The 26052-nt window shown below is 64.6% G+C and carries 24 protein-coding genes and 1 riboswitch; of the genes, 6 read left to right on the top strand and 18 right to left on the bottom strand.

Annotated features, from left to right (window positions below; genetic code table 11):
• Positions 1 to 66: 66 nt before the first annotated feature.
• Entirely contained in the window at positions 67 to 1413 is a 1347-nt protein-coding gene (guaD, locus tag WN982_RS04715) for a guanine deaminase (RefSeq protein WP_341314615.1), read from the top strand.
• 59 nt (positions 1414 to 1472) lie between these two features.
• On the opposite strand, the gene WN982_RS04710 is transcribed toward guaD, so the two are convergent.
• Positions 1473 to 2735, bottom strand: a complete 1263-nt coding sequence (locus tag WN982_RS04710) for an NAD(P)/FAD-dependent oxidoreductase (RefSeq protein WP_341314614.1) — start codon at positions 2733 to 2735, stop codon at positions 1473 to 1475.
• A 113-nt stretch (positions 2736 to 2848) separates the two neighbouring features.
• Between WN982_RS04710 and WN982_RS04705 the strand changes: the two genes are divergently transcribed.
• Positions 2849 to 3577 carry a class I SAM-dependent methyltransferase gene (locus WN982_RS04705; RefSeq protein WP_341314613.1) on the top strand — a complete coding sequence of 243 codons (729 nt, stop codon included), beginning with the start codon at positions 2849 to 2851 and terminating at the stop codon, positions 3575 to 3577.
• Positions 3578 to 3625: 48 nt separating this feature from the next.
• Here WN982_RS04705 and WN982_RS04700 read toward each other — a convergent pair whose 3' ends face one another.
• The 16 genes from WN982_RS04700 to WN982_RS04625 form a co-directional block, all read right to left on the bottom strand.
• Complete coding sequence (locus WN982_RS04700; protein WP_341314612.1) at positions 3626 to 4858, bottom strand: beta-ketoacyl synthase N-terminal-like domain-containing protein; 1233 nt, start codon at positions 4856 to 4858, stop codon at positions 3626 to 3628.
• Positions 4855 to 6081, bottom strand: a complete 1227-nt coding sequence (locus WN982_RS04695) for a beta-ketoacyl-ACP synthase (RefSeq protein WP_341314611.1) — start codon at positions 6079 to 6081, stop codon at positions 4855 to 4857. Before WN982_RS04695 ends, WN982_RS04700 begins: the two co-directional genes overlap by 4 nt.
• Entirely contained in the window at positions 6081 to 6806 is a 726-nt protein-coding gene (locus WN982_RS04690; protein ID WP_341314610.1) for a 3-ketoacyl-ACP reductase FabG2, read from the bottom strand. The genes WN982_RS04695 and WN982_RS04690 overlap by 1 nt, the downstream gene beginning before the upstream one ends.
• Positions 6803 to 7297, bottom strand: coding sequence for a hotdog family protein (locus WN982_RS04685; RefSeq protein WP_341314609.1), 495 nt, complete (start codon positions 7295 to 7297; stop codon positions 6803 to 6805). Before WN982_RS04685 ends, WN982_RS04690 begins: the two co-directional genes overlap by 4 nt.
• The gene (locus tag WN982_RS04680; RefSeq protein WP_341314608.1) at positions 7297 to 8481 is read right to left on the bottom strand and encodes a beta-ketoacyl-[acyl-carrier-protein] synthase family protein; all 1185 of its coding nucleotides are present in this window, start codon (positions 8479 to 8481) and stop codon (positions 7297 to 7299) included. The genes WN982_RS04685 and WN982_RS04680 overlap by 1 nt, the downstream gene beginning before the upstream one ends.
• A complete protein-coding gene (locus tag WN982_RS04675) occupies positions 8478 to 11069 on the bottom strand; it encodes an MMPL family transporter (RefSeq protein WP_341314607.1) in 2592 nt (863 codons plus the stop codon). Before WN982_RS04675 ends, WN982_RS04680 begins: the two co-directional genes overlap by 4 nt.
• A complete protein-coding gene (locus WN982_RS04670; protein WP_341314606.1) occupies positions 11069 to 11731 on the bottom strand; it encodes an outer membrane lipoprotein carrier protein LolA in 663 nt (220 codons plus the stop codon). Before WN982_RS04670 ends, WN982_RS04675 begins: the two co-directional genes overlap by 1 nt.
• Positions 11719 to 12150: a thioesterase family protein gene (locus WN982_RS04665; protein ID WP_341314605.1), complete on the bottom strand. Its 432-nt coding sequence runs from the start codon at positions 12148 to 12150 to the stop codon at positions 11719 to 11721. Before WN982_RS04665 ends, WN982_RS04670 begins: the two co-directional genes overlap by 13 nt.
• On the bottom strand, positions 12147 to 13745 hold the full coding sequence (locus WN982_RS04660) for an aromatic amino acid ammonia-lyase (RefSeq protein WP_341314604.1): 1599 nt from the start codon (positions 13743 to 13745) through the stop codon (positions 12147 to 12149). The genes WN982_RS04665 and WN982_RS04660 overlap by 4 nt, the downstream gene beginning before the upstream one ends.
• A complete protein-coding gene (locus WN982_RS04655) occupies positions 13732 to 15447 on the bottom strand; it encodes a glycosyltransferase (protein WP_341314603.1) in 1716 nt (571 codons plus the stop codon). The genes WN982_RS04660 and WN982_RS04655 overlap by 14 nt, the downstream gene beginning before the upstream one ends.
• Complete coding sequence (locus WN982_RS04650) at positions 15447 to 17144, bottom strand: AMP-binding protein (protein WP_341314602.1); 1698 nt, start codon at positions 17142 to 17144, stop codon at positions 15447 to 15449. Before WN982_RS04650 ends, WN982_RS04655 begins: the two co-directional genes overlap by 1 nt.
• 82 nt (positions 17145 to 17226) lie before the next feature.
• Positions 17227 to 17886, bottom strand: a complete 660-nt coding sequence (locus tag WN982_RS04645) for a hypothetical protein (protein ID WP_341314601.1) — start codon at positions 17884 to 17886, stop codon at positions 17227 to 17229.
• Positions 17886 to 18137: an acyl carrier protein gene (locus tag WN982_RS04640; protein WP_115098760.1), complete on the bottom strand. Its 252-nt coding sequence runs from the start codon at positions 18135 to 18137 to the stop codon at positions 17886 to 17888. The genes WN982_RS04645 and WN982_RS04640 overlap by 1 nt, the downstream gene beginning before the upstream one ends.
• A 3-nt stretch (positions 18138 to 18140) precedes the next feature.
• On the bottom strand, positions 18141 to 18440 hold the full coding sequence (locus WN982_RS04635; protein WP_341314600.1) for a phosphopantetheine-binding protein: 300 nt from the start codon (positions 18438 to 18440) through the stop codon (positions 18141 to 18143).
• Entirely contained in the window at positions 18415 to 19209 is a 795-nt protein-coding gene (locus WN982_RS04630; protein ID WP_341314599.1) for a 1-acyl-sn-glycerol-3-phosphate acyltransferase, read from the bottom strand. Before WN982_RS04630 ends, WN982_RS04635 begins: the two co-directional genes overlap by 26 nt.
• Positions 19193 to 19936: a beta-ketoacyl synthase chain length factor gene (locus tag WN982_RS04625; protein ID WP_341314598.1), complete on the bottom strand. Its 744-nt coding sequence runs from the start codon at positions 19934 to 19936 to the stop codon at positions 19193 to 19195. The genes WN982_RS04630 and WN982_RS04625 overlap by 17 nt, the downstream gene beginning before the upstream one ends.
• A gap of 582 nt (positions 19937 to 20518) precedes the next feature.
• Positions 20519 to 20688, top strand: a riboswitch (yybP-ykoY riboswitch).
• Positions 20689 to 20745: 57 nt separating this feature from the next.
• Between WN982_RS04625 and WN982_RS04620 the strand changes: the two genes are divergently transcribed.
• Positions 20746 to 21318: a TMEM165/GDT1 family protein gene (locus WN982_RS04620; RefSeq protein ID WP_341314597.1), complete on the top strand. Its 573-nt coding sequence runs from the start codon at positions 20746 to 20748 to the stop codon at positions 21316 to 21318.
• Between the two features lie 139 nt (positions 21319 to 21457).
• Here WN982_RS04620 and WN982_RS04615 read toward each other — a convergent pair whose 3' ends face one another.
• Entirely contained in the window at positions 21458 to 22150 is a 693-nt protein-coding gene (locus WN982_RS04615) for a DUF4136 domain-containing protein (protein ID WP_341314596.1), read from the bottom strand.
• Between the two features lie 234 nt (positions 22151 to 22384).
• On the opposite strand from WN982_RS04615, the gene pepN reads away from it, so the two are divergent.
• From pepN to WN982_RS04600, 3 genes are all read left to right on the top strand, one after another.
• Positions 22385 to 25081, top strand: coding sequence for an aminopeptidase N (gene pepN, locus WN982_RS04610; RefSeq protein ID WP_341314595.1), 2697 nt, complete (start codon positions 22385 to 22387; stop codon positions 25079 to 25081).
• Positions 25082 to 25266: 185 nt separating this feature from the next.
• Entirely contained in the window at positions 25267 to 25548 is a 282-nt protein-coding gene (locus WN982_RS04605) for a type II toxin-antitoxin system RelE/ParE family toxin (RefSeq protein WP_341314594.1), read from the top strand.
• 16 nt (positions 25549 to 25564) lie between these two features.
• Positions 25565 to 26020, top strand: coding sequence for a HigA family addiction module antitoxin (locus WN982_RS04600; protein ID WP_341314593.1), 456 nt, complete (start codon positions 25565 to 25567; stop codon positions 26018 to 26020).
• Positions 26021 to 26052 lie beyond the last annotated feature (32 nt).

The raw sequence follows: 26052 nt of genomic DNA, 5'->3' as shown, positions 1-26052 counted from the left end.
AGAACCTGAGGTGAAGCCGCCGTCTGCGCTGTTTAGCTCCCCACAAAAACGGAGACGGTTTTTCCCATGACTCAATCGGCACAATCAGCATTCCGCGCGCAACTGCTGACTTTCAACGGCGATCCCGCGCAATCGTCCAATGCGGCAGTCTTCAACGAGGACGGCCTGCTGATCGTCGAAGACGGCCATGTCGTCGCGGCCGGCGCCTATGCGGCTCTCGCGCCGCAACTCGCGCCCGGCACCCAGGTGCAGGAGCTGCGCGACAAGCTGATCGTGCCGGGCTTCATCGATACGCACATCCACTATCCGCAGACCGACATGATCGCGTCGCCGGCGCCGGGGCTCTTGCCGTGGCTCGACACGTACACGTTTCCGACCGAGCGCCGCTTCACCGATCCGGCCTACGCGCGGGACACGGCAAGCTTTTTCGTCGAAGAACTGCTGGCATGCGGCACGACTACCGCGCTGGTGTATTGCACGGTCCACAAGGAATCGGCCGATGCGCTCTTTACCGAAAGCGAAGCGCGCAATCTGCGGATGGTGGCCGGCAAGGTGCTGATGGACCGCAACTGCCCCGAGTTTCTGCGCGATACCGCGCAATCGGGCTATGACGACAGCGCCGAACTGATCGGCCGCTGGCACAACCGCGGCCGCCAGATGTACGCGCTCACGCCGCGTTTCGCGCCGACCTCGACCGAAGCGCAACTTGAAGCGTGCAGCGTGCTGGCTGGCAAGCATCCGGACATCTTCATCCAGAGCCACGTTGCGGAAAACACCGACGAAGTGAAATGGGTCGCCGATCTCTTTCCCGGCCACCGCAGCTATCTGGACATCTACGATCATTACGGCCTGCTGCGCCGCCGCGCGGTGTACGGCCACTGCATCTACCTCGATGAGGAAGACCGCAAGCGCATGGCGCAAACCGGCACGGTGGCATCTCACTGCCCGACCTCGAACCTGTTCCTGGGCAGCGGCCTGTTCGACTTCGACAAGGCCGACGAAGCCGGCATGCCGATCGCGCTCGCCACCGACGTCGGCGGCGGCACGTCGTTCTCGATGCTGCAAACGATGAACGAGGCGCACAAGGTCGCGCGTCTGACCGGCCATCATCTGACGGCCACACGGATGTTCTATCTCGCCACCGCAGGCGCGGCCGAAGCACTCGATCTGGCGGACAAGGTCGGCACGTTGAAGGCGAACTCGGAAGCGGACTTCGTCGTGCTCGATCCGCAAGCGACGCCGCTGCTCGCGCGCCGCACCGCGCGCACCGAGTCGCTCGAAGAACTGCTGTTCGCGTTCGCGCTGCTCGGCGACGATCGCGCGATCTACGAAACGTACGCAGCGGGCAAGCGCGTGCATCGTCGCGACGACGTGCGCCGGCATGCGCCGCGTGCGGCGCAAATCGCGGCCTGATTCGATTCAGGCAATGAATAAAAAACGGCGCTTCGGAAACGAAGCGCCGTTTTTTTTGCTCATGCCACGCCGCTCGATCGCGGCTGCATGCAAACCTCATGCAACGCGTTCAGCCGCCGTACCGGATCGGCGACATAGGGATTCGTCTCGTCCCACGCGTAACCTGCCAGCACGGCGCTGATCATCCGCCGAATCGAAGGCATCTGATCCGGGTAAAAGATGATGTCCTGCAACTCGCCGGTGTACCAGCGTTCGACGAACGCGCGGAACGTATCGATGCCCTTGCGCAACGGCACATCGTAAGCGCCTGACCAGTCGACCTGCTCGCCGTCAAGTTGCCGGTTCAACGTCTGCACCGCCAGATGCGCCGAGCGCAGCGCAATTGTCACACCGGACGAGAACACTGGATCGAGAAACTCGCCCGCGTTGCCAAGCAGCGCATAGCCCGGCCCATGCAAACGCTCGACGTTCGCCGCGTAACCGCCGATGTGGCGCACCGGCATCAGAAACGGCGCACGGCCGATCAACGCCCCAAGCGTCGGCTCCTGCTGGATCAGCGCGCGCAGTTTCTCCTCGCGCTCCGCTTCCGGCACCTCGAGAAAACTCGCTTCGGCCACACAGCCGACCGACGAGCGCCCGCCCGCGAGCGGAATCATCCAGAACCACACGTCGCGACGCTCGGGATGCGTGGCCACGCAAATCTTGTTGCGATCGGTTGCGCCCGTCGGAATACCGTCACGCACGTGCGTGAAAATTGCCGCGCGTGTCGGCATCCGGGTCGGCGCTTCGAGGTTCAGCAAACGCGGCAGCACACGGCCGAAACCGCTCGCATCGAACACGAAGCGCGCCTCGACTTCATACGCGTTCTGCGCTTCGTCGAGCACGTCGAGCACCGGCCTGTCACCCGTTTGCAGCGCCCGGACCGTGTGGCCGAAACGCACATCGGCGCCCTGCCCGGCCGCGCAGCGAATCAGCAGATCGTCGAACACCGCGCGCTCGACCTGATACGTGGTGCCCCAACCCTGCGAATGTTTGTCGCGGAAATCGAACGCCGACGATTGATCCCGGTAGACGAAATGCGCGCCGTTCTTGTACTGGAAGCCGGCTTCGACCACCGCTTGCAGCATGCCGGCCTCTTCGAGGTACGCCATGCTTTGCGGCAACAAACTTTCGCCGATCGAAAAGCGCGGGAAATGCTGGCGCTCCAATACCAGCACCGAGCGGCCCGCTTTGCGCAATAAGGCCGCCGCAACGGCGCCCGCCGGACCCGCGCCGATAATCGCCACGTCGACGGCGGTGCGCTTTGACGAATATGTACTCAAATTTGCCTCAATCGTTTGCTTGCTCGTAACGGCGTTACGCTGCAGGCTTACTTCTAGTTACAATCACGCGTGTCGCTGCAAGAACAAAACAATATTCCGCCGGAGAGCCCAGCGTGTCGCCATCCGAAACATCCAGCGTGCCTTTCGTGCCGGAAACGGCATTCGGGATATGGTTCCTGCGCACCCATACCTGGGAACATCATGTACTGCGGGTCGCCATCAACGATCTCAAACGCCTGATCGATGCGCCGTTGCCTACCGCGCCGGTGATCGTCGACGTCGGCTGCGGGCAAGGCATTGCATTCCGCCTGCTCGCCGATGCGTTCAGGCCGCGCCGCATTGTCGGCGTCGATTTTCACGAGCCGTCGCTGAAACTCGCTGCCAACGCCGCCAATGCCTGCCGCGATAAAGTCGCGGATATCGAGCTGCTGCACGCCGACTGCGCGACACTGCCGCTGCCCGATGCCTGCGCCGACATCGTGTTCTGCCATCAAACCTTCCATCATCTCGTCGAGCAGGACCGCGCGCTCGCCGAGTTTCGCCGCGTGCTCAAACCGGGCGGCGTCCTGCTGTTCGCCGAATCCACCGACGCGTATATCAAGTCATGGGTGATCCGCCTGCTGTTTCGCCACCCGATGCAGGTGCAAAAGAGCGCTGACGGCTACCTCGACATGATCCGCGGCGCCGGTTTCGGGTTCGGCCCGCGCAACGTCTCGCTCCCCTATCTCTGGTGGAGCCGCGCGAAAGACTTCGGCCTGCTCGAACGCATCGGCCTGTCCCATCCGCAACCTGGCAAGCGCCGCGAAACGCTGGTCAATGTCGCGGCGATGAAGACCGAATAGACGTGCTCAGGCGGTGGCATGCACCGCCTGTCATGAGTCGCTTGATGGTCACTTCAGGCCCTTCCAGGCGTCGAACACCAGGCTCGCGCAACTGCCGCCGAACCCGAATGAAACCGACATGGCCGTGTCGATGCGCGCGTCGCGCGATGTACGCACCAGCGGCATTTCGCCAAGGCTCGCATCCGGCGTCTCGATACCCGCCGTCCCGGCGATGAAACCGTCGCGCATCATCAGCAAGGTATAGATCGCCTCGTGCGCACCGCATGCCCCCAGTGGATGACCGCTCAGGCCTTTGGTCGAAGAAAACGGCGGCACGTCGCTGCCGAATACCGCGCTCAACGCGTGTAGTTCTTCGACGTCGCCAAGCGGCGTGGACGGTGCATGCGTGTTGATGTAATCGGGGCGCTTGCCGGCTTCTTTCAACGCGCCACGCATCGCGCGAGCGATGCCGGCCGCATGAGGCGTGACCATGCCGGCCCCGTCGGTGCTGTCGCCGAAACCGGTCAGCTCCGCGTAAATGCGCGCGCCGCGCGCCAACGCGTGATCGAGCGACTCGAGCAACAGCACGCCGCCGCCCGATGCGATCACGAAGCCGTCGCGCGCCGAATCGTAGGGACGCGACGCATGCTGCGGCGTGTCGTTGAAACGCCGCGACAACGCACCCATCGCGTCGAACAGCAGCGTCACGTTGTCGTGCAGCGCTTCGCCGCCGCCGGCCAGCACGATCTGCTGGCGGCCGGTCTGGATCAACTGCATGGCCTGGCCGATCGCGAGCGCCGAGCTCGTGCACGCGGACGAGGGCGAATAGCTCGCGCCCTCGAGCCCGAACACCTGGGCGACATTCGCCGACGCGGTGCTGCTCATCGCCTGCGGCACCGCATAGGGCGGCACTTTATCGACGCCGCGCGCGGCGACGATCGCGAGCGCCGCATCGTAGCTCGCCAGAGAGCCGACGCCCGAACCGATCACCGCGCCCGCGAGCGGCGAGCGCAACGCGGCCGCGTCGAGCCCGGCGTCGTCGATCGCCTTGCGGGCGGCGTGGCACGCGAAGCGCGCCGTATCGCCCATGAAGCGTTCGAACTTACGCTCGAACGGCGGCTCGTGCGCCACCGACGCCACGCCCGCCACCTGGGTCGCGAAACCGCGCTCGCGCCACGCGTCGATCCGTTCGATGCGTGAGCGGCCCGCGCGCAACGCGGCGGACACTTCGTCGAGCGTATTGCCGAGACACGACACGATGCCCATGCCGGTGACAACCACGCGTTGCAGCGCCACGCTCATCGGACGCGCCTGAAAATCAGCGACGTGTTGATGCCGCCGAACGCGAAGTTGTTGCTCATCACGTGTTCGGCGTCGATTGTGCGTCCGCTGCCGACGATGTAGTCGAGCGGCGCACAGGCCGGATCGACGTCGGTCAGATTCAACGTCGGCGCATACCAGTTGCGCTTCATCATCTCGATGGTCCACCACGCTTCGAGCGCGCCGCACGCGCCGAGCGTATGGCCGACGTAGCTCTTCAACGAACTGATCGGCATGCGTTCGCCGAACGTTTGCGCGGTCGCATGGCTTTCGGCGACGTCGCCGCGATCCGTAGAGGTGCCGTGGGCGTTCACATAGGCGATCGCCTGCGGCTGCAATTGCGCATCGCTGAGCGCGAGTTGCATCGCGAGCGCCATGGTTTCGGCGGTCGGCTGTGTCATGTGCGCGCCGTCCGAGTTGCAGCCGAAGCCGACGATTTCCGCGTGAATTCGCGCGCCGCGCGCCACAGCGTGTTCGTATTCTTCGAGCACCAGCGTAGCCGCGCCTTCGCCGACCACGAGACCGTCGCGGGCGGCATCGAACGGACGCGGCGTCAGATGCGGCTCGTCGTTGCGCGTGCTGGTCGCGTACAGCGTGTCGAACACGGCGACCGCCGGGCCCGACAATTCCTCCGCGCCGCCCGCCAGCATCAACGTCTGCTTGCCCGCCTGAATCGCCTCAAACGCGTAGCCGATCGCCTGGCTGCCCGATGCGCACGCACACGAGGTCGGCACGATGCGCCCTTTGAGATCCCAGAACAGGCCGACGTTGACCGCCGTGGTGTGCGGCATCATCTGTACGTAGCTGTTCGACGTGACATCGCTCATCGAGCCCGTTTCGAGCATTGTGCCGAACGCGCGAATCGGCTGGATCGATCCCGACGACGAACCGTACGCAACGCCCATGCAGCCGTCCTTGATGCGCTCATCGTCGGCGAGGCCGGCGTCCGCCAACGCCAGTTCGCTCGCGCGCACCGCGTACAGCGACACCGGCCCCATCGAGCGCGTTTTCTTGCGCGGATAATGCGCGGGTGTCGTGAAGCCCGGCAGCGGGCACGCGAGCCGCGTATGCAGCGACTCGAAGTAATCCCACTCGGGCATGCGCCGCACCGCGTTCACGCCGCTCTTCAGGCGCGCTTCGATTTCGTCCCAGCGGTCGCCGAACGCCGTGACGCCGCCCATGCCGGTAATGACGACGCGTTTCATCACACCATCCCGCCGTTGACGCCGATCACCTGGCGCGTGACGTACGAGGCCGCATCCGACATCAGGAAGCTGACCACGGACGCCACTTCGGCAGGCTGGCCGACGCGGTTCATCGGTACCGTCCTCAATGCGTGTTCGAGCGGCACGTCGTCGAGCATGCCGGTTTCGATCAAACCGGGCGCGACGCAATTGACGGTGATATTGCGCGTCGCCAGTTCGACGGCGAGCGCCTTGGTCGCGCCGATCAGGCCGGCCTTCGCGGCGCTGTAGTTGACCTGGCCGCGATTGCCGGTCACGCCGGACACCGACGCGATCGTGACGATGCGCCCGCCCTTCTTCGCACGCACCATCGGCATGGTCAACGGATGGACGACGTTGTAGAACGAGTCGAGACCGGTTTCGATCACGATGTCCCAGTCTTCTTCGGTGAGCGCCGGGAAGGCGGCGTCGCGGGTCACGCCGGCGCTGCACACGATGCCGTAATACGGCCCGTTCGCGGCAACATCCGCTTCGAGCACTTCGCGGCACACCGCGCGCTCGCGCACGTCGAATTGCAGCACGCGCGCCGCGCCGCCTTGCGCGGCGATGCCCGTCGCGACCGCTTCGGCTTCGCTGCGGCCCGTGCGGCAGTGCACGGACACCGCGAAACCGTCGGCGGCCAACTTGTACGCAATCGCGCGGCCGATGCCGCGGCTTGCGCCGGTAACGAGAACACGCCGGCTCATGAACTGAAACTCCCTTCGATGAATGACCGAAAATCGGGCGGTTGAAACACCTTGACGACCGCTTCAGCGCAACACACCTCGCCGTGGTGGATGGTGCATTCGTAGGCGCCGTGGCCTTCTTCGCTGCGCAGCAATTCTGTCACACCGATCCGCAATTGCGCGCCGCTTGTGAAGGCCGGCATGAGCGCTTTGTAGCTGCGCGAGCCGAGCAGCACGCCCGGACGCGCGCCGCCGCCCGCGCGCATCGCCAGCAGCGCGACATGCGCGGCGATCGCCTGCGCCATCAGTTCGATGCCGATCCATGCGGGCATCGCGCCGTCGGCATCCGCATACCACGCGTCGGCACGCACGGTGGCGAGCGCGGTCAGCGCCTCTTCGCTGAATGTGCTCACCGCGTCGATCAGCAACATGGTGCCGCGATGCGGCAGGATCGTTTCGATCGGTCGCCGCACGAGGTCCTGGATCGAGAGCGTCTGAGTCATTGCGCGCATCACCGGCCGAGGATCAAGCTGACATTGCTGCCGCCGAAGGCAAACGAATTGCTCATCACATACTGCGCGCCTGCGCCGCGCGGCAAAAACCGTTCGCTAACGACGAGATCGAGCGCGGGCAGCGCCGGATCGGCTTCGCCGTCCCACAGATGACGCGGCAAGGCCGCACCTTCGCGCGCCAGCGTCAGCCATGCGAAGCCGAGTTCGGTCGCCCCCGCTGCGCCGAGTTGATGACCGGTCAGCGGCTTGGTGCCGCTGGTCGCGACGCCGTCGGCGAAGACACGCGCCATCAGGTTGGCTTCCATTGCGTCGTTCTTGCGCGTGGCGGTGGCGTGCAGATTCACATAGCCGATCGCTGAAGGCGCGACGCCCGCATCAGCCAGCGCCTCGCGCAACGCGAGTTCGCCGCCGACGCCGCGCGGGTCCGGTGAGGAAATATGATGCGCGTCGCTCGATTCACCGGCGCCCGCGAGTCTCACCGCGGCTTCGTCCCGGCTCATCAGGAACACGGCGGCGCCTTCGCCAATATTGATCCCGCAGCGATTGCGGCTCATCGGATTGGTGCGCACCGCGCTGGTCGACTCGAGCGAAGCAAAGCCCTGCACCGTCAGCTCGCACAACGAATCGACACCGCCCACCACCACCGCATCGCATAGCTGCAATTGCAACAGCCGGCGCGCCGATACGAAGGCCTTCGCGCTCGACGTGCAGGCGGTCGAGATCGTATACGCCGGTCCACACACCCCGAGCGCGGCGGCGGCGAACGGCGCCGCTGTACCGATTTCCATCTGCCGGTAATTGAAGTTGGGCGGCAAGTCGCCCGCTTGCGCCTGATAGACGAACGCGGCCTCGGCCGCTTCGATACCGGACGTGCTGGTGCCGAGCACCACGCCGATTCGATGCGCGCCGTAACGCTCGCGGGCCGCTTCGATTTCGGGTGCGATCTGTGCGAGCGCGGCGAGGAGCAGCCGGTTATTGCGGCAGTCGTAACGTGCGAGTGAGGCAGGCGGTGCGAGGTCGAGCGGCGCGAAGACGCTGCCGACAAACGCCTCGCCGATGCCGGTATGCACATTCGCCATGCCCGGCGCATGCGCCGCGACCAGCGCGGGAACGATCGCCTCGAGGTCGTCGCCGAGCGCGTTGATCATGCCGAGCGCGTGCAAATAAACTGATGGCGCGTTCATGCGGCCCTCCTTGATTCCGATGGCATGCCGATCGGCGCGAGCAGCACCGACACCGCAATGCCGAGCGCGAGCGTGGCGCCGAAGCTCTTCAGCGCAGGCATCGCGCTCATGCCGAGCATGCCGAACGACAGCAAGGTCGTCGCCGCCGACAGCAGCACGCCCGTCCAGACCGCGCCGAGATCGGCGTCCGCGCGCAGACAGCCTTCGCGCAGAAACACGGCATAGTTTGCGCCGACGCCGAGCACCAGCATCAGCGCGAGCCAGTTGAAGAGATTGAGCGGCACGTGGACGTAGCCGAATACAGCAAGTGTGACGCCGACCGCGAGCAGTACCGGCAGCGTCACGGCGATGCCGCCGCGCACGCTGTCCCCCAATCCCTCAATCCCCCAATCCCCCAATCCCCCAAGGGGACTTCCTTCGGGGCGGAGGACCTCCTTCGGAGCGCCCCCCAATCCCCCAAGGGGACTTCCTCCGGGGCGGGGGACTTCCTTCGGGGCGTAACGCAGCATCAACAACACCAGCACCAACGCCAATGCACCCGCGAGCCACCAGCCGCTATCCTCACGATACGCGCCGAACAGCTTCGACACGCTCGCTGCCTTATCGACAAAAGCAACGCCTGGCAGCGCCTGTGCAGTGGCGATCAGCGTCGGCTCGTTCTGCGGCGTCACGCCTTGTGGAATCACAACCGCGGCATAGGCTCTGGTGCCCGAATCGACAACACCCAGCCACAGATGTTTGTACGGCTGCGACCACGGCGCGGCGAGCCACTGGTCAACCGTGAGCACCGGCTGCGGTTTGGCGTACGCGGCGAGCCACGCGTCGGCGACTTCGTCTTTAAAGCCGGCCTGCAACAACGTTGCGCGCAACGCCGCCGGATCGTTGAACACGTGCTGCGCGAGCAGCGCGCGATCTTCGTTCTGCTGTTTCGCGGACGGCACGAACGCCGTCACCGATTGATAGCTGCCGACCTTGTTCGCTGTGCCGTTCAGCGCGTCCAGTTTCGCGCCCAACGCTTCGGCACGTTGCAGCACGATTTCCGGTGTCTCGCCGCGCACGACAAAAAACTGCGCGCTGTTATCGACGCCGACCGCGTCGCGCACCTTATTTTCCTGCGCGACCAGCGACGGATCGCGCTGGATCAGCAGATGGATATCGTCATCGCTTGTCAGCCGCAACCAGCCCGGAACCGCAACGATCAACAACAACGCGGCGACGAACCACGCGCGCTTGCCGCCGATCACGCGATGCCACACCGTCAACATGCGCGCAGCCCCGGCGAATAGGCGCTGCGGGCTGCGCTTCGCCGCACGCACCAGCAGTGCGGGCAACAACCACAGCACCGACGCGAACGCCGTCACGATGCCTACAATCGCGAAGCAGGCGATCTGCTTGAGCGCGGGAAACGGCACCCACGTCAGGATCGCGTAACCGAGCAGGCTGGTGACGAGCGCAACGGTCAACGCCGGACGCACCGCGCGCGCGCCGCGGCGCGCATCCCAATCGCGTCCGCCGCCGAGATAGATCACGAAGTACTGAATCGAATAATCGACCGCCTCGCCGATCAGGCTGGCGCCGAACACCAGCGTCAACAGATGCAGCTTGCCGAACACCAGCATCGTCACGGCCAGCGCGCAGACGATGCCGAGCGCCGTCGAAACAAAGCCGAACAACAGCAAGCGCGGCGAGCGGAATACCCACAGCATCAGCAATGCAATCCCACACAACGATGCAACGCCGATCAGATGCACTTCATGTTCGGACGCGCTGCGCGCCGATTCCGCATAGAACACCGCGCCGGTTCTCGCGACCGACACGTCGGGGAACGACTGTTTCAACGCGCTTTCGCCGCGTGCAAGCGCATCGAGCACCGCGTGCTGCGTCTTCGATTCGTATGCGGAGCCCGGCAGCGTCGCGACGATCAGCACGCTGGTGGCGGCGCCGCGATGCGCAACCAGCAGGTTGTCTTCGAGTTCGAGATTCGATGTTGCCAGCGGCAGGCCCCCGAGCCAATGTTCGAGCCAGCCGAAGGGATCGTCGGCGAGCGGCGTTGTCAGGCCGCCGCGTAACGGGCTGTAGATGCGTTGAGCGAGCGCGTCCTCCAATCCCCCAAGCGGACTTCCTTCGGGGCGGGGGACTTCCTTCGGGGCGTCGTGCAATGACGTGGCCGAACCGCTTGCTAGCGCAGTGCGGTCAGCCGGCGCCAGCAAGCCGAAGCGATACGGCATGTACAACGCGGCGATCTGCGACAGATTGAACGGCGGCAATTCCGCCGTCACCGATCCGAACGCACCGCTCTTCCGCAGTGAAGCGCCAAGTTGTTTCGCCGCCGCTTTCGCGTGCGCATCGTCGTTGCTGGTGACGAGAAAAACCGTGCGGTCGCCAAGCGCGCTCGCCAGCGCATCGACCGCTTTTTCGGCGACCGGATCCGCTTCGGTAGCAGGCAACAACGCGAGCAGATTGGTCTGCAACGGCGACGGCCCGGCGAAACGCCAGCCGCAGTACAGCGCCGCGACGAGCGCGAGCAGCAGCCACGCGGCGCGCATGCCCCACGCCTGTTTCGCGGACCGCCGTTGCAGCACCTGCATTACGGCACCCCGAGCAAAGTGCGCTCAGCAGGCGTCGGCTCGGTAACGGCCGCGCTCTTTGCGAAGTCGAGCTTCGTGATGTCACCGTTCGCCAGCGTGATGCGCAGGCTTTGCAGATAGTCGCCGCCATTCATCTGCAAGCCTTTGATCGACTGCGCGATTTGCGGCTGATTCGGCGTCAGTTGCATGCGCCATTGCGCGGCGCTGCCTTCGGCTTGCACGTCGAATTGCGAGTACAGCGCCGACAGATCTCCGCCGAGCATCGCGCGCATCATCTTCGAAACTTGCGCGACGCCGCGGGTGCCTTGCGCGCCGCGTGCCGTCACGCGCTGGCCGTTGGCGTTGACCTCGGCGACACCCGCATCGGTGATCACGTAGGTGGCTTTGTACGGCGTGTCGATCTGCCAGATCACGCCGCGCTCGCGGAAGAACAACAGCGAACCGGTGCTCACGAGCGGCTGCTTCATCGCGGCGAGCGTTTGCGTCTGCGTGAATTGCGCGCGAACGCCCTTCGCCTGGGCGAGGTGCGAGGCGATCTGCGAGACGAGTGCGGGGTTGCCCGCGTCAGGCGTGGTTGCCGCCGCTAACGCGGGTAATGCTGCCGCCATGTTTAACGCGAGCAACGCGCCCGCAACCATGCCGCGGAAGTTCATCGGGCCCATGCGCGCTCCAGTTTGTCGAACACAACCGGCGGCGACACGAACTGCAATTCCTGCGTCGCGGCGTCGACGGCGACCTGGATCGTATAGCCCTGCGTCAGCCGCGTGCCGGATGCGCAATCGACGATTTCATAGCCTATTTTCAGGCGGTTTTCGTGTTCGAGCAGTTGCGCGCGCACTTCGATCTTCTGACCGTAGGTGGCCGGCCGCACATACTTCAGATGCGCCTCGACGATCGGCCACAGATAGCCTGATGCCTGCATCTCGCGATAGTCGTAGTCGAACGTGCGCAGCAGCGCGGCGCGGCCGATCTCGAAGTACTTCAGATAGTGGCCGTGCCAGCACACGTTCATCGCATCGACATCGTGAAACGGCACTTCGACCGTCGCGCTCGCCGCCAGCACCTTGCGGGATTCAGTCATGCGCCGGCGCCTCCGCGATAATCTTCGACCAGATCGCAATCGGCAATCCGCGCGGTCAGCGCGCGCAGCTCGCTTTCCAAAGCGCGGTCTTCGTCGACGAATGGCGATTGCGCCGTCACGCTATCGATGAACGCTTGCAGCGGCGCGGGGACCGGCGTCGTGCCGTCGATGCGCAAACGCAGCCGCGCCGCCTGCACCGTCGCCAGTGTATGGGCGGCGGCGACCTGCTCGGTCAATTCCAGTACGCGCAAACAGTCGCGCGCGGCGATCGTGCCCATGCTCACTTTGTCCTGATTGTGCGCTTCCGTCGAACGCGAAAACACGCTTGCGGGCATCGTGTTCTTCAACGCTTCGGCGGTCCATGCTGACGATGAAATCTGCACCGCCTTGAAACCGTGATTGATCGCGGCGCGCGCGGGCACGGCACCCGACAGATTGCGCGGCAGGCCGTTGTTGAAATTCACATCGACCAGCAGCGCGAGTTGCCGGTCCATCAGATCGGCTAGATTGGCGACCGCCACTTTCAGCGAGTCCATCGCGAACGCGATATGGCCGCCGTAGAAGTTGCCGCCGTGCAGCACGCGTTCGTTGTCCGGATCGATCAGCGGGTTGTCGTTGGCGCTGTTCAGTTCGTTCTCGACATCGCGGCGCACCCACGACAAGGCATCGCGTGCGACACCGATCACATGCGGCGCGCAGCGAATCGAGTAACGGTCTTGCAGACGATGCCCCGGCGTATCTTCGCGTCCTGCCAGATCGGCGCGAATCCACGCGGCGGCTTCGGCCTGGCCCGCGTGCGGCTTCACTTCGAACAGCATCGCGTCGAAATGCGCGGCGCGGCCGTCGAGCGCGACGGTCGAGAGCGCCGTGAGGCGCGCGCTCAGCCGCGTCAGATGATCGGCTCGCGCGAAGGCAAGACAGGCGAGACCCGTCATCACCGCGGTGCCGTTCATCAGCGCGAGGCCCTCCTTCGGCGCAAGCGTCAACGGGGCGTGGCCGAGTTCGGCCCACACTTCGCGCGCGTCGCGCAATCGGCCTTCGAACAGCACGTCGCGCTCGCCGGCCAAGGCCGCGGCCACATACGAGAGCGGCGTCAGATCGCCGCTCGCGCCGACCGAACCTTCGGACGGAATGCGCGGCAACACGCGATGATTGATCAGATCGGCAAGGCGTTCGAGCAACACGGTGCGCACGCCGGAAAAACCATAGGCCAGCGAGTTGAGTCGCGCGGCGATCACCGCGAGTGTCTGCGCGTCGTCGAGATAGGCGCCCATGCCGCAGCCGTGATAGCGCGTCAGTAGCAACGGCAACGCTTCGACGAGTTCCATCGGCACGTCGACCACGCACGCGTCGCCATAACCGGTGTTGACGCCATACACGGTGGCGCCCGCCGCGAGATGCCGCCGCAGGAAATCCGCGCCGCGTTCGATGCGCTCGCGCCACGCCGGATCGGCGCTCAACGCAACCGGCGCACGATGCCGTGCGATCGCGACGACCTCTTCGATCGTCAGCTTGCGACCGCCCACAACCACCTGCGCCACCGGCGCCACCTGAGCGGCCGCATTTGCACCGTCGATCAAATCATGTTCGGCCATTTGCGCCTCGCTTGGGGCTGGCCCAGAAATCGAAAAAATTGAACCATTGATATGGCGCCTTGCGGCAATAGTGTTCGAGACGCGCCGCGTAACGCTGCGCCCACGCCGCCAGATGCTGGGCGCGTTCGCGGCGCGGCAACTCGATGCGCTCGGCGAACGGCTCGAAGTAAAGACGGTAACCGTCGCGCTCTTTCAGGCAGAAAAACAGATAGACCGGACAGCCTAGCGCATGCGCGAGCACATACGGGCCCTGCGCGAACGGCGCGGTCGAGCCGAGAAATTGCGCTTCGGTCGTGCGACCCAATTCGTGCGCGGGCACACGGTCGCCGACGATCACCAGCAACTCGCCCGCGTCGACGCGCTCCTGCATCATCATCGCGGTCTGTGGCCCGAAGTCGCTGACTTCGAGCAGATGCCGCGCGAACTCGCTGTTCGCCGACGCCAGCACGCTATTGAAGCGCCGCGCGTGTTCGGTGTAGACAACCGCCGTGACCTTCGCGTGCGCGCCTTGCGCGGCGAGCGCGCGGGTCATCTCCAGATTGCCGAGATGCGCGCCGATCACGAGCGCGCCCTTGCCGCTCGCGACCAACGCCTCGAAGGCAGACGGATCTTCGAATTCGACGTCCGCATTGCTGACGCGGCCGGACCATGCGGCGAGCTTGTCGAAGCCGGATTGCGCGAACGCCAGCATGTGCCGATAGGCGGACAGCCAACCTGGACGCGGCGTGCGCTCCTGCGGCGCGGCCTGGCTGAGGTGCGTGAAGTAGTTGCTCGACGCTTCGCGCGCGGCGCGTCCCGTCAGCAGAAAATACGCGACGATCGGATGCAGCCACAGCGCGGTGAAACGGCGGCCGAAGAGCTTGCAGCTGAGCGCGAGCAAGGACATGCCCAAATGACTGCCGCGTTCTGCGATACGCCACCAGTCCTGCTCTTCCTGATCGCTTGTCATGGCGGAGCGCCGCGGCATCACTTTGTGCGCGAGCAGCATCGGCAGACGCCACAGCATGCCGAACACGAGCCGGGTATGACTGCGGCTGATACGCACGTTGTCCCACAGCACGTCGAAATGCGACACGCCATCGGTGGCGTAGGTGACACGCGTGGGGATCGAGCGGAACGCCGCGCGCCGCCAATGGAGACGCACGAGAATCTCGATGTCGAAGTCCATCCGCGTCGGCAATTGCACGCTGTCGATCAACTCGCAGACCAACGCAAGCGGATACAGGCGGAAGCCGCACATCGAATCGCGAATCGTCAGCGAGAGCGTTTCGATCCATACCCACACGTGCGTCAGATAACGGCCGTAGAGGCGCGACTTCGGCACGCTGTCGTCGTAGACGGGGCGGCCCAGAATCACCGCGCCTGGCTCGGCTTGCGCGGCTTCGATGAAGCGCGGCACGTCCGTAGCGTCGTGCTGGCCGTCGGCGTCGATTTGCAGCGCGTGCGTGTAGCCCGCCTCGCGCGCGGCTCGCAACCCCGCCATCACCGCCGCGCCTTTGCCGCCGTTGACCGGCAGCCGTAACAGCGTGAGTTGGCCAGCGTATCGTTGAGCGAGCGCGGCGAGCACCTGCTGCGTCGCCTCATCGCTGCCGTCATCGACGACGAAGAGCGGCAACCCATGCACCGCCAGATTGGCGACGGTCGCGCCGATCGCGTCCTTGTGGTTATAGATCGGAATAACAATGCACGGGACAAGGCTCATCACGCAGACTCCCGATACACGATCACGCCGGATGCGCATTCGCGCCCGTCGAGCCGGTATGCGAACTGCACGCGCTGCCGTGCGGCATCGTGTGCGAGCGTGAGATTCAACAGCGCGCCCGGCAGCACCGGCGCCATGAACTTGAGCCGGTCGATCGACGCAAGCTTGCGCACAGCCGGCACGTGCTCGGCGGCCAGACGCATCGCCCAGTCGACCTGCACGACGCCCGGCAGAATCGGCAAACCGGGAAAATGGCCCGCGAAATGCACGAGCGTCGGCGGCACGCGCAGTTCGTAGTGCAGCGTCCCGGCGCAGCGCGCTTCGGCGAGCACTTCGACGCCGTCCGCGCGTGCGTCGAAAGCGCCAGCGACGGCGGCAACGGGCAGCTTGCCGCGTGCATCGAACGGCAACGTGATGCGAAAGCGCCAATGTCGCGGCAGCACCACTACGTCGAAATACGCGGCCAGATGACGGCGCAAGGTTTGCGCGAGCAGCACGCGGCCCTCGCCGCGCAATGCTTCGCTGCCCGCTCCGGTCAGCGCGACCACAGCGCCGACGCGCTCGCGCGAGGCGCCTTCCAACGGCACGACCGCCGCTTGCGCGACATACGGATGCTGCGCGAGACGCGCTTCGAGTTCCGGCAGCGACACGCGCTTGCCGTCGAGCTTGAGCACGCGATCGAGACGGCCTTGCAGGCGGAAGCGGCCATCGGCATCGAAGGCGATTCTGTCGTCGGTACGATGCCAGCCGCGGTGATCGAGATGGGGCGAGCGAACGTTCAACGCACCGTCTTCGTCGCGGCGCACTTCGATGCCCGCCACCGGTTGCCACGCATCGCTCTGATCCTGGCGCCGCCACGCGATGCCACCGGTTTCCGTGCTGCCGTAGATTTCGAGCGGCGCGGCGCCGTAGGCGGCGGCGTATTCCTGTGCGGCTTCCAGTGCGAGCGGGCCGCCGGATGAGAAGAAGGCACGCGGCGCGGGCGTCAACGCTGCGAAGCCGGGCAACGCAGGCCAACGGGACAATTGCGCGGGCGTCGAAACGATCACCGTCGCGCCGCATTGCTCGATTTGCGTTTGCAAATGCAGCGGCTCGACGCTGATCGCACGGTCGAACGCGCGGCCCGCGGCGAGCGGCCACAACACGCGAAACAGCAAGCCGTAGATATGGTGATGCGGCACGCTGGCCAGCATCGTCGCGTCGCCGATCAAAGCGCCCCACTGCTTTTCGAGCGTATGCACTTCGGCATTGAACTGCGCGAGCGTCTTGCGGATCGGCTTAGGGGTGCCGCTGCTGCCCGAGGTGTAGAGCGTCAACGGGGCGTGCGGATCGATGGTGTGATCGGTGGTTGTTTGCGCATCGGTCGGCGTCAGCGCGAACGCCGCCAGGTCCGCGTCGGTCAACACGGCATCGTAGGCTTCGGCAAGATCGGCAAGATAACCGGGGGTCGCATTCGCCGGGATCACCGGCTCCTTGCCGCAAGCGAGCAACGCGAACAGCGCGCAGGCGAAGTCGAACGGATCGTCGATGCATAGCGCGTAGCGTTTCGCGTCCTGCTCGCGCAACCTCGCAACGAGGCTCGACACGCGCGCGCGAAACGCCGCGCGGTCGAACACCGCGCCGCCATCGCGGCATACCGGCGCATTGCCGGCCACGGCGTCATGCGTTGCCGACAGCAGATCGTGCAACGCGATCATGCGGCCTCCCGCCGGGCCGCCCCAAGGGAGGCCGCGGCCCCCTTGGGGGGCAGCGAACGAATGTGAGCGTGGGGGTAGTTCATCATGCCTCCGAACGCGCGGCTCGCGGCAGCACGACCAGATAACGCCAGAGCACTTCGGCCACCAGCAGCACGCCGATCAGCCCGTACGCGATCGCACCGTTATAGAGCGACCAGCTCGCGCGGCTCCAGTACAAAGCGGTGTAAACGGAAAATGCGCCGTTCAGCACGAAGAACACACACCACACCTGCGTCACGCGGCGCGTATGGCGCACGGCGGCCGGCGGCAGATCCGGATTGCCCAGCCGGGCGAATTTTTCGATTATCGACGGGCCGCGCACGAGCGTCGCGCCGAACGCGATCAACAGGCCCAGATTGACGAGCGACGGATAGAGGCGCAACAGCAGCTCGCTATTGGTCAGCACGATCGCCGCGGATGCACAGCTCAGCAGCAAGGCCACGGCCCAATCGATCGCGGAGAGCCGCCGCAGCGACGTCGCGACCGCGCCGCTGCCCGCCCAGCGTTGCAGCCACAAAATAGCGAACAGCATGCAGCCGACATAGCGCGGCGTGTCCCAACGCCACGCGCACAGAATCAGCGCGGGATACGCGAGTTTCAACGCGACCTGCACAACGGTCCCGGCCCAGCGGCGCTCGGCGCCGGGGGCAGCCTCGCCGCGAGGGCCGGCTGCCGCTTGCATGCGCGAGCGCACGGACGGCATCAGCCCTGCGCCGCCAGCAGCGATTCGACCGCACCGATCACATCACCGACCGTGCGCACCGACTTGAACTCTTCCGGCTTGATGCGGCGGCCGGTCATTTCCTGCAATTTGATCGCGAGATCGACTGCATCGATGCTGTCGAGATCGAGGTCTTCGAACAGGTTCGCCTCGGGCGTCACGCGTTCCGGCTCGATCGCGAAGTTCTCTTTGAAGATGGCGCGGATGCGCTCAAGAATATCTGCCTCGGACACGATTTATTCCCCCTTCTTTGTGGTTTCGCTCACAGCGTGCGCCGCTGCGCGCTGACTGGCGACCAGCGCGGCCAGTGTACTGATCGAACGGAAGTATTCGCGCGTGCGTTCATCGTTCGCTGCGATGGTCAGTTGGTATTGTTTGCGCAGCACGATGCCGATTTCGAGCGCGTCGATCGAGTCGAGACCGATGCCGTCCGTATCGAACAACGGGGCGTCGTCGTCGATATCGGCGGGGCTCAGGTCTTCCAGATCGAGCGCTTCGATCAGAAGCTGTTTAATTTCCAGTTTTAAAGAATCCATAATCGAACAGGTGCTGAGTAATGTGTGCTTCGATGGCGCTCGTCACGCTGCGCGCCGCGAGAGACGGTGAAGTGTCGTGGGCCGCAAGCTGCTCGACGCCAAGCGGCTCGAGCACGTTCACGCGCATCCGGAAAGCACGCGCCGGCACGTCGTACCAGCGCATCTGCTTGGTGAACGCCGGCGGATCGCAATCCATCAGCACCGGCACGATCGGCGCGCCGGCTTTCAGCGCCATATGCGCGAAACCGCGTGAAAACGCGTGCAGCCGGTTCGGCGCGGGGCTGCGCGTGCCTTCGGGAAAAATGATCATCGTATAGCCTGCCTCAAGCTGCCGCGCGCCGGCTTCGACGAGCGCCGACGGATCGGCGTTGCTCACATATTCAGCCGAGCGCACGATCCCCCAGAAACACGGGTTGCTCCAATGCGCGTTTTTCACCACGCAACAGGCACGCGGCGTCAACGACAGCAGCACCATCACGTCGAGATAAGTCGGATGATTGGCGACGACGATCGCCGGCCCGGCCGCGCGCAACACCTGTGCACCCGACACCTCGAACTCCATCACGCCGATACGCTGCAACACCGCGACCAGCGCGCGGAAAAACCAATGGATCACGCTCGTCACCGCACGCTGACGCGACACCCGATGCGGCCATAGCCACGCGAACGGGAACACCAGCACCGAGAACAGCACGCCGCAGATGCCAAACACCACGAACGCCATGCCTGTCGCGCAGAACCGCCAGCCATAATCAAGCCGCGCAGTCATGCCAGCTCCAATGCCATGTGACGCCTGTGCCTTGCCACGCAGCGGATTTGCGAGTGTCGAGACAGTGTTGCAGCGCCTGGCTCTGGGTCGCAAACCGCTCGTCCGCGTCTGTTTCTGCACCTGCTTCCGCCGGGTTTGCTTGCGCAGATCCAGAGCCAGATGCCGCCGCATCCGCGCCGGACAGCGTGCAGACGAGTTGCCCCACCGCCGTTTCCTTGTTCAGCAGGATCGCGATCGCACCACCCTGCACTTCATCTTCAATGGTGCCGTACCTGGGATCGGCCGGTTCGTCGGCGTACACCAGCAGCACCGGCGATGCAGGCTGCGTCGCATATTGTGCGTACGCTTCGAGCAGCGCATAGCCGAGCGTTTCGGCGCCAGCGGAGATTGCACTTGCGGCGGAGCGATCGCCGCGCGCAATGCCGAACACGCCGGTCATCGCGTTCAGCACGGACAGACTGAAAGCGGTCGGCGACACCGGCTCGCCCGCGCTGATGGAGCGCAATATGTCGGTGGTGCGCCGCAATTCGCCGTGGCGCGAGGCGAACACGACCCGCACGTCATCTTGCGCCACGCAATCATGCGCCACCTTCAGGGCGATCCTGGACAAAGTGCTCAGGCGACGCCGCACGATCGGCTCGATGAAGCCGATATCGGGTGCGGCAGATGCGGCAGCAGGCCAGCTAGACCAGCGAGCGACCGGAATGGTCCAGTGCAGATCGGGCATATCGGTGTTCGCGCGTAGAAGCGAGGAGAGGCTGAGGACGCCTGACGGGAAACACAGCCGTCACAGCATGTGCGCGCCGCGCGGATCGGCAATCTCCAAACGGGGCTCAATCCAATCTTCTTATAAGGTTCAGCGAGTTAACGGAACACGACCCCAATTATTGAGTCGCCATTGCCGCTTTTACGGTGGATTGTTCAAGGCTCCCTGTGGTCGCCGGAATCATACTGAATATTCTGGATTAAATCAGCCACAAAAGACGTATCCATCTGTATCCGTATTGCGGGTGCGACGGGCGGCTTGACGTCAGCCATCCGCTACTCCCGCGGCACTTCTGCGCGCGCGATTGCGCTGTAAAGCCGCTTGCGCCGGGCTGTCCTGCTGAGAGCGCCCGGCAAACGTGGCCGCACATGCTTTCATTTATCTTTCTATACATCTGTTTCAGTTCGGCACACTTCGACGATTCCGCTCGCCGCGATGGCAATGCTTCACAGGTGCTTCGGCTCGCGCAAACGGACTGTTACGGCGTTTTATTGGTGGCGGCAGTGCCGGATTCGGGCGTCGCGCATTCTGGCCTGTTATACTCCGTCCCTCATTGGGGAGTAGCCGCCCCGCGACACGTCTGCGCCGCTGTGATCTGGGTGCGTCGAGCGTGCGATTCGCGGGGGCGCCTGTCAACAGACTTGGCCTGTACGGCCATGGCAGCCGCAGCCTCTGGCCTGGCGAGACCGATGATCCACACGCGCCGTAAGAGGGCCCGGCGTGTCGTGGGTCGTCGCTCGTTCATATCTCGGCCCGGGGACAATCAAAACGTGGATCACGCTTTTCTCATTTCGACCGGAGCGGTCGCGCTCGCCGAAATCGGCGACAAGACGCAATTGCTCTCGCTCGTCCTTGCCGCCCGTTATCGCAAGCCGCTGCCGATCATTCTCGGCGTGCTGGCCGCCACCCTCGTCAATCATGCCTGCGCCGGCGCCCTCGGCGCGTGGCTCGGCTCGCTTCTCACGCCAACCATCATGCGCTGGGCGCTGGCTGCGTCATTCATCGCGATGGGCCTGTGGATTCTGGTGCCCGACAAACTCGACGACGAAGAAGCCAACACCAGCCGCACGCACTTCGGCGTGTTCGGCGCGACCGTGGTGACTTTCTTTCTCGCGGAAATGGGCGACAAGACGCAGATCGCGACCGTCGCGCTCGCGGCGCGCTTTCACGATTTCTTCGGCGTGGTGGCGGGCACGACGCTCGGCATGATGATCGCCAACGTGCCGGCAATCCTGCTCGGCGACCGCTTCGCCCATAAGCTGCCGACCAAGCTCGTGCATGGCATCGCCGCCGTGATGTTCGTGATTCTGGGGACGATGGCGTTGTTCGGTGTCGGCGTTTAAGCGGGGCGGCCGTGAGTGACTGTGGCGGTGGCCGCTAGCCTCACAGGCAAGCTGCAAAACAAAGCGGCCCGGCAAGGATGACCTGCCGGGCCGCTTTTTTTGTTGCGCCGCAGCGCGCGTAGGTAAGCGAGGCGCTCGCTTACTGCACGACCTTCGCGCCTGACGCCGGCGCTGCGGCAGGCGCGGCGCCCGTTCCGGCAACCTCGTTCGATGCCCCGCCGTCCTTGTCCAGCGGAATCTTCACCGTGTGCACGACGCCGTTGCCGAGCGGGAAGTCGGCCAGCGCACTGCGCGCCAGATAAGGCATGGCCCGCACCAACGACGATTCGCCGCCGGAGTTGCGCGCGGTCACGTTATAGACCTCCTTGCCGGTTGTACGCTCGGTGATCCGCACGCCGAGCAGATGCGTATAGATCGGGTAGCTCTGATTCACGTACCCGGCCGGGTACGGCCCCCACGGTCCCCACGGGTCGAACGGCCGGCCCCAATAAGGCGCCGGCCAAGGGTTGTAGTAGACCGGCTCGGCCACCGTCACCATGTCCGAGCGAATGCCATACGACAGCCCAACCAGATAACGCGCCTGCGATGCGTCGACCAGACGGAACGCATACGGCGCGAGTTCATTGGCGACAATGCGCTCGTAGGTGGAGAGTTCGAGGTTGTTCTTTTGATCCGCCGCCCGGGTGAACGCATAGGTCCGCGTGGCGTCGTTGCCGCTCCAGTCGGAGAAGGCCGTGACCTGGGTGGTCACGTAGGTCGTGCAGCCGGACAGCAGCACCGTCAGCGTCGCTAGCAGCAGCGTGGCGCGGCGGGTCCATCGATCGATGTTCATGGTCTACCTCGTGTTGCCTGTTATCGCCAGTCTTGACCGGGTTCGTGCGTTCGCATGCTTTCGCGCGCTAAAGCGCGCGCCCCGCGAAGGCGCGACCGATAATACGCTGACCTGGCGATTCGGTAAAAAGTTCGCCCCGCACGATCCGCCGAGGCTTTGTACAATGGCTCGACAAGCCCGGCTCGCGTGCCCTTCTCGCGCGTGACGGCTCGAGTCCCATCACTACAGAACGCCATGGCCGATACCGCAACGCCCAATGTGATCCGCCGCGCCGATTACGCGCCGCCCGCCTTCCTGATCGACACCGTCGCACTGGAGTTCGATCTGGTCCCCGAACGCACCGTCGTCAAGAACACGATGCGCGTGCGCCGCAATCCGGACGCCCCCCGCGCCGCGCATTTCGAATTGATGGGCGAACAACTCGAGTTCGTCAGCGCCGCGATCGACGGTACGCCCTTTACCAGTACGCATGCGCACGAGCACGGTTTGATCCTCGACAACGTGCCCGACGCTTTCGAACTGACGCTCACTAGCATTTGCAATCCGGCGGAGAACACCACGCTGTCGGGCCTGTATGTGTCGGGCGGCAACTTCTTCACGCAGTGCGAGGCCGAGGGCTTTCGCCGCATTACCTATTTCCTCGACCGCCCGGACGTCATGGCGACCTTCACGGTCACGCTGCGCGCCAACAAGACCGACTATCCGGTGCTGCTGTCGAACGGCAATCTGCTCGAAGAAGGCGATCTGCCGGACGGCCGCCATTTCGCCCGCTGGGAAGATCCGTTCAGGAAGCCGAGCTACCTGTTCGCCTTGGTCGCGGGCAAGCTGGTCGCGCTCGAAGAACGCGTGAAGAGCGGCTCGGGCAAGGACAAGCTGTTACAAGTATGGGTCGAACCGCACGACCTGGACAAGACCCGTCACGCGATGGATTCGTTGACCCACTCGATCCGCTGGGACGAGGAGCGCTTCGGGCTCGAACTCGATCTGGACCGCTTCATGATCGTCGCGGTGAGCGACTTCAACATGGGCGCGATGGAAAACAAAGGGCTCAACATCTTCAACACGAAGTACGTGCTGGCGAATCCTGAAACGGCAACGGACACCGACTTCGCGAACATCGAGGCAGTGGTCGGCCATGAATACTTCCACAACTGGACCGGCAACCGCGTGACCTGCCGCGACTGGTTCCAGTTGAGCCTGAAAGAAGGCCTGACGGTGTTCCGCGATCAGGAATTCTCGGCCGACATGGCCGGCGGTGCGACGGATGAAGCCGCGCGCGCCACCAAACGCATCGAGGACGTGCGCGTGCTGCGCCAGATGCAGTTCGCCGAAGATGCCGGTCCGATGGCGCATCCGGTACGCCCGGAAAGCTACGTCGAGATCAACAACTTCTACACGATGACGGTCTACGAGAAAGGCTCGGAAGTCGTGCGGATGTATCAGACGCTGTTCGGCCGCGACGGTTTTCGCAAGGGCATGGACCTGTACTTCAAGCGCCACGACGGGCAGGCCGTGACCTGCGACGATTTCCGTCACGCGCTTGCCGATGCGAATGGCCGCGATCTCGCGCAATTCGAGCGCTGGTACAGCCAGGCCGGCACGCCACGCGTGTCCGTTCGGACCAGGTACGACGCCGCGCAGCAACGCTACAGCGTGACGCTCACGCAAGGTTATGGCGAGGCCGCGCCGGCCGCGCGCGAAACGCAAAAAGGACCGCTGCTGATCCCGTTCGCGATTGGCCTGATCGGCAAGGATGGCGCGGATCTGCCGCTGCAAATGGAAGGTGAAGCCCAAGCCGGCCCCTCCACCACGCGGGTGCTCGAATTCACGCAGACCGAACAGACCTTCACGTTCGTCAACGTCGCGCAAGAACCGCTACCCTCGTTGCTGCGCAATTTCTCGGCGCCGGTGATCGTCGAGTACGACTATTCGGTCGACCAGTTGGCGTTCCTGCTCGCGCATGACAGTGATCCATTCAACCGTTGGGAAGCCGGTCAACGGCTCGCCACGCGCGAATTGCTGGCGCTGGCCGGGCGCGCGGCGGCCGGCGCGCCGCTGCAACTCGACGATTCGGTGGTCGCCGCGTTCGCCCGCGTACTGACCGACGAGACGCTCTCGCCGGCGTTCCGCGAATTGGCGCTGATGCTGCCGTCGGAAGCGTATCTGGCCGAACAGATGGCCGAATCGAATCCGGCGGCGGTTCACGCGGCACGCCAGTTCGTGCGCAAGCGTCTCGCGAACGCGCTGAAGAAAGACTGGCTGACGGTGTACGAGCAACATGGCACGCCGGGCGAATACGAGGCGACGCCTACCGCTTCAGGTCACCGCGTGTTGAAGAATCTCGCGCTGTCGTATCTCGCGGAACTGGACGATCCGGCAGAAGCCGTGCGCCTCGCGTCCGCGCAGTACGCCGTGGCCAACAACATGACCGACCGCTCGGCGGCGTTGTCGTCACTGCTCAATGCGTCGGCGGCCAACGGCGGCAGCGTGGAGGCGCAGCAGGCGCTGGACGACTTCTACCGGCGCTTCGAAAAGGAGCCGCTCGTCATCGACAAGTGGTTCGCTTTGCAAGCAACACAACGCGGCAGCCCGCAGCGGCCGGTGATCGACGTCGTGCGCAAGCTGATGGCGCATCCGGCGTTCAACCTGAAGAACCCGAATCGCGCGCGCTCGCTGATTTTCAGCTTCTGCGCGGCGAATCCGGCGCAGTTCCATGCTGAAGATGGCTCGGGCTACGCGTTCTGGGCAGACCAGGTGATCGCGCTCGACGCACTCAATCCACAAGTGGCCGCCCGCCTCGCCCGCTCGCTGGAATTGTGGCGCCGCTTTACGCCGACGCTGCGCGACGGCATGCGCGCGGCGTTGGAAAAAGTCGCTTCGCAGGTGAAGTCGCGCGACGTGCGGGAGATTGTGGAGAAGGCGTTGGCGTGATGACTATCTGAAAGCACTTTTGGCATGCAAAGAGCCGGCACGTGTTGCCGGCTTTTTTTCGTCCTGACGCGGCGGCTTGACGGCAACGTTAGCCATCTGGACGACTGTTCGTATCGTATCGGCAGGGCGAAAGTAAACGCATTCATTTAACGGTTTACGTTTAACGCTATGCGTTATATCATCCCATGATCACGACATTCGGCGACAAAGCTACGGCGAGAATCTTTCAGGGCAGGTTCGTGCATTCACTGCCGCTTCACATGCAGGCACTCGCACGGCGCAAGCTGCTGATGATCGACGCAGCCAATTCGATCCACAGCTTGCACACGCCGCCCGGTAACAGGCTCGAAGCCTTACAGGGTCAGCGCAGCGGGCAATGGAGCATTCGCATCAACGCACAGTGGCGCATCTGTTTTCATTTTGTCGACGGCGAGGCGCTGAATGTCGAGATTGTCGACTATCACTGATTATTGGGAGACCGGCATGGTCATCAAACGCTCCGATCTGGAGAGCATCGATTTCTCCGACATCGACACCGGCGAACGCATCCCGGAAATCCATCCGGGCGAGATTCTGCGCTGCGAGTTCCTTGAACCGCTCGGCATGTCCGTCAATGCGCTCGCGCTTGCGCTGCGCGTACCGGCGCCGCGCATCAACGACATCGTGCGCGGCAAGCGTGCCATCTCGGCCGATACCGCGCTGCGACTCGAGCGTTACTTCGGCGCGAGCGCGCAGTTCTGGCTGAACCTGCAGATCGGCTACGACCTGCGCGTCGCCACCGCGGCGGCCGGCGAGCAGATCGAACGCGAGATCGAGCCGATGCCGAAGGCGAACCGGCCGAAAATGCCGAAAATCACGCCCGAGCATGCCCGTGCAGCAGCGCTCGCCGCCAGCCTCACCGGCCATGTCACGGCCATCAAGGCACGCCGCAAAGCCTGAATTTCGCCGCGCAATACAGCGCTCGGCGACGT

Origin of the sequence: Paraburkholderia sp. IMGN_8, from assembly GCF_038050405.1 — a bacterium.
Lineage (GTDB): Bacteria > Pseudomonadota > Gammaproteobacteria > Burkholderiales > Burkholderiaceae > Paraburkholderia.
This window is presented reverse-complemented; position numbering and strand designations above follow the sequence as displayed.

What these genes read in the sequence shown, in the direction of transcription:
- guaD (WP_341314615.1), top strand. Translation starts at nt 67, where the DNA reads ATGACTCAATCGGCACAATCAGCATTCCGCGCGCAACTGCTGACTTTC.
- WN982_RS04700 (WP_341314612.1), bottom strand. Translation starts at nt 4,858, where the DNA reads ATGAGCGTGGCGCTGCAACGCGTGGTTGTCACCGGCATGGGCATCGTG.
- WN982_RS04695 (WP_341314611.1), bottom strand. Translation starts at nt 6,081, where the DNA reads ATGAAACGCGTCGTCATTACCGGCATGGGCGGCGTCACGGCGTTCGGC.
- WN982_RS04690 (WP_341314610.1), bottom strand. Translation starts at nt 6,806, where the DNA reads ATGAGCCGGCGTGTTCTCGTTACCGGCGCAAGCCGCGGCATCGGCCGC.
- WN982_RS04685 (WP_341314609.1), bottom strand. Translation starts at nt 7,297, where the DNA reads ATGCGCGCAATGACTCAGACGCTCTCGATCCAGGACCTCGTGCGGCGA.
- WN982_RS04680 (WP_341314608.1), bottom strand. Translation starts at nt 8,481, where the DNA reads ATGAACGCGCCATCAGTTTATTTGCACGCGCTCGGCATGATCAACGCG.
- WN982_RS04675 (WP_341314607.1), bottom strand. Translation starts at nt 11,069, where the DNA reads ATGCAGGTGCTGCAACGGCGGTCCGCGAAACAGGCGTGGGGCATGCGC.
- WN982_RS04670 (WP_341314606.1), bottom strand. Translation starts at nt 11,731, where the DNA reads ATGGGCCCGATGAACTTCCGCGGCATGGTTGCGGGCGCGTTGCTCGCG.
- WN982_RS04665 (WP_341314605.1), bottom strand. Translation starts at nt 12,150, where the DNA reads ATGACTGAATCCCGCAAGGTGCTGGCGGCGAGCGCGACGGTCGAAGTG.
- WN982_RS04660 (WP_341314604.1), bottom strand. Translation starts at nt 13,745, where the DNA reads ATGGCCGAACATGATTTGATCGACGGTGCAAATGCGGCCGCTCAGGTG.
- WN982_RS04655 (WP_341314603.1), bottom strand. Translation starts at nt 15,447, where the DNA reads ATGAGCCTTGTCCCGTGCATTGTTATTCCGATCTATAACCACAAGGAC.
- WN982_RS04650 (WP_341314602.1), bottom strand. Translation starts at nt 17,144, where the DNA reads ATGATCGCGTTGCACGATCTGCTGTCGGCAACGCATGACGCCGTGGCC.
- WN982_RS04645 (WP_341314601.1), bottom strand. Translation starts at nt 17,886, where the DNA reads ATGCCGTCCGTGCGCTCGCGCATGCAAGCGGCAGCCGGCCCTCGCGGC.
- WN982_RS04635 (WP_341314600.1), bottom strand. Translation starts at nt 18,440, where the DNA reads ATGGATTCTTTAAAACTGGAAATTAAACAGCTTCTGATCGAAGCGCTC.
- WN982_RS04630 (WP_341314599.1), bottom strand. Translation starts at nt 19,209, where the DNA reads ATGACTGCGCGGCTTGATTATGGCTGGCGGTTCTGCGCGACAGGCATG.
- WN982_RS04625 (WP_341314598.1), bottom strand. Translation starts at nt 19,936, where the DNA reads ATGCCCGATCTGCACTGGACCATTCCGGTCGCTCGCTGGTCTAGCTGG.
- WN982_RS04615 (WP_341314596.1), bottom strand. Translation starts at nt 22,150, where the DNA reads ATGAACATCGATCGATGGACCCGCCGCGCCACGCTGCTGCTAGCGACG.
- pepN (WP_341314595.1), top strand. Translation starts at nt 22,385, where the DNA reads ATGGCCGATACCGCAACGCCCAATGTGATCCGCCGCGCCGATTACGCG.
- WN982_RS04605 (WP_341314594.1), top strand. Translation starts at nt 25,267, where the DNA reads ATGATCACGACATTCGGCGACAAAGCTACGGCGAGAATCTTTCAGGGC.
- WN982_RS04600 (WP_341314593.1), top strand. Translation starts at nt 25,565, where the DNA reads ATGGTCATCAAACGCTCCGATCTGGAGAGCATCGATTTCTCCGACATC.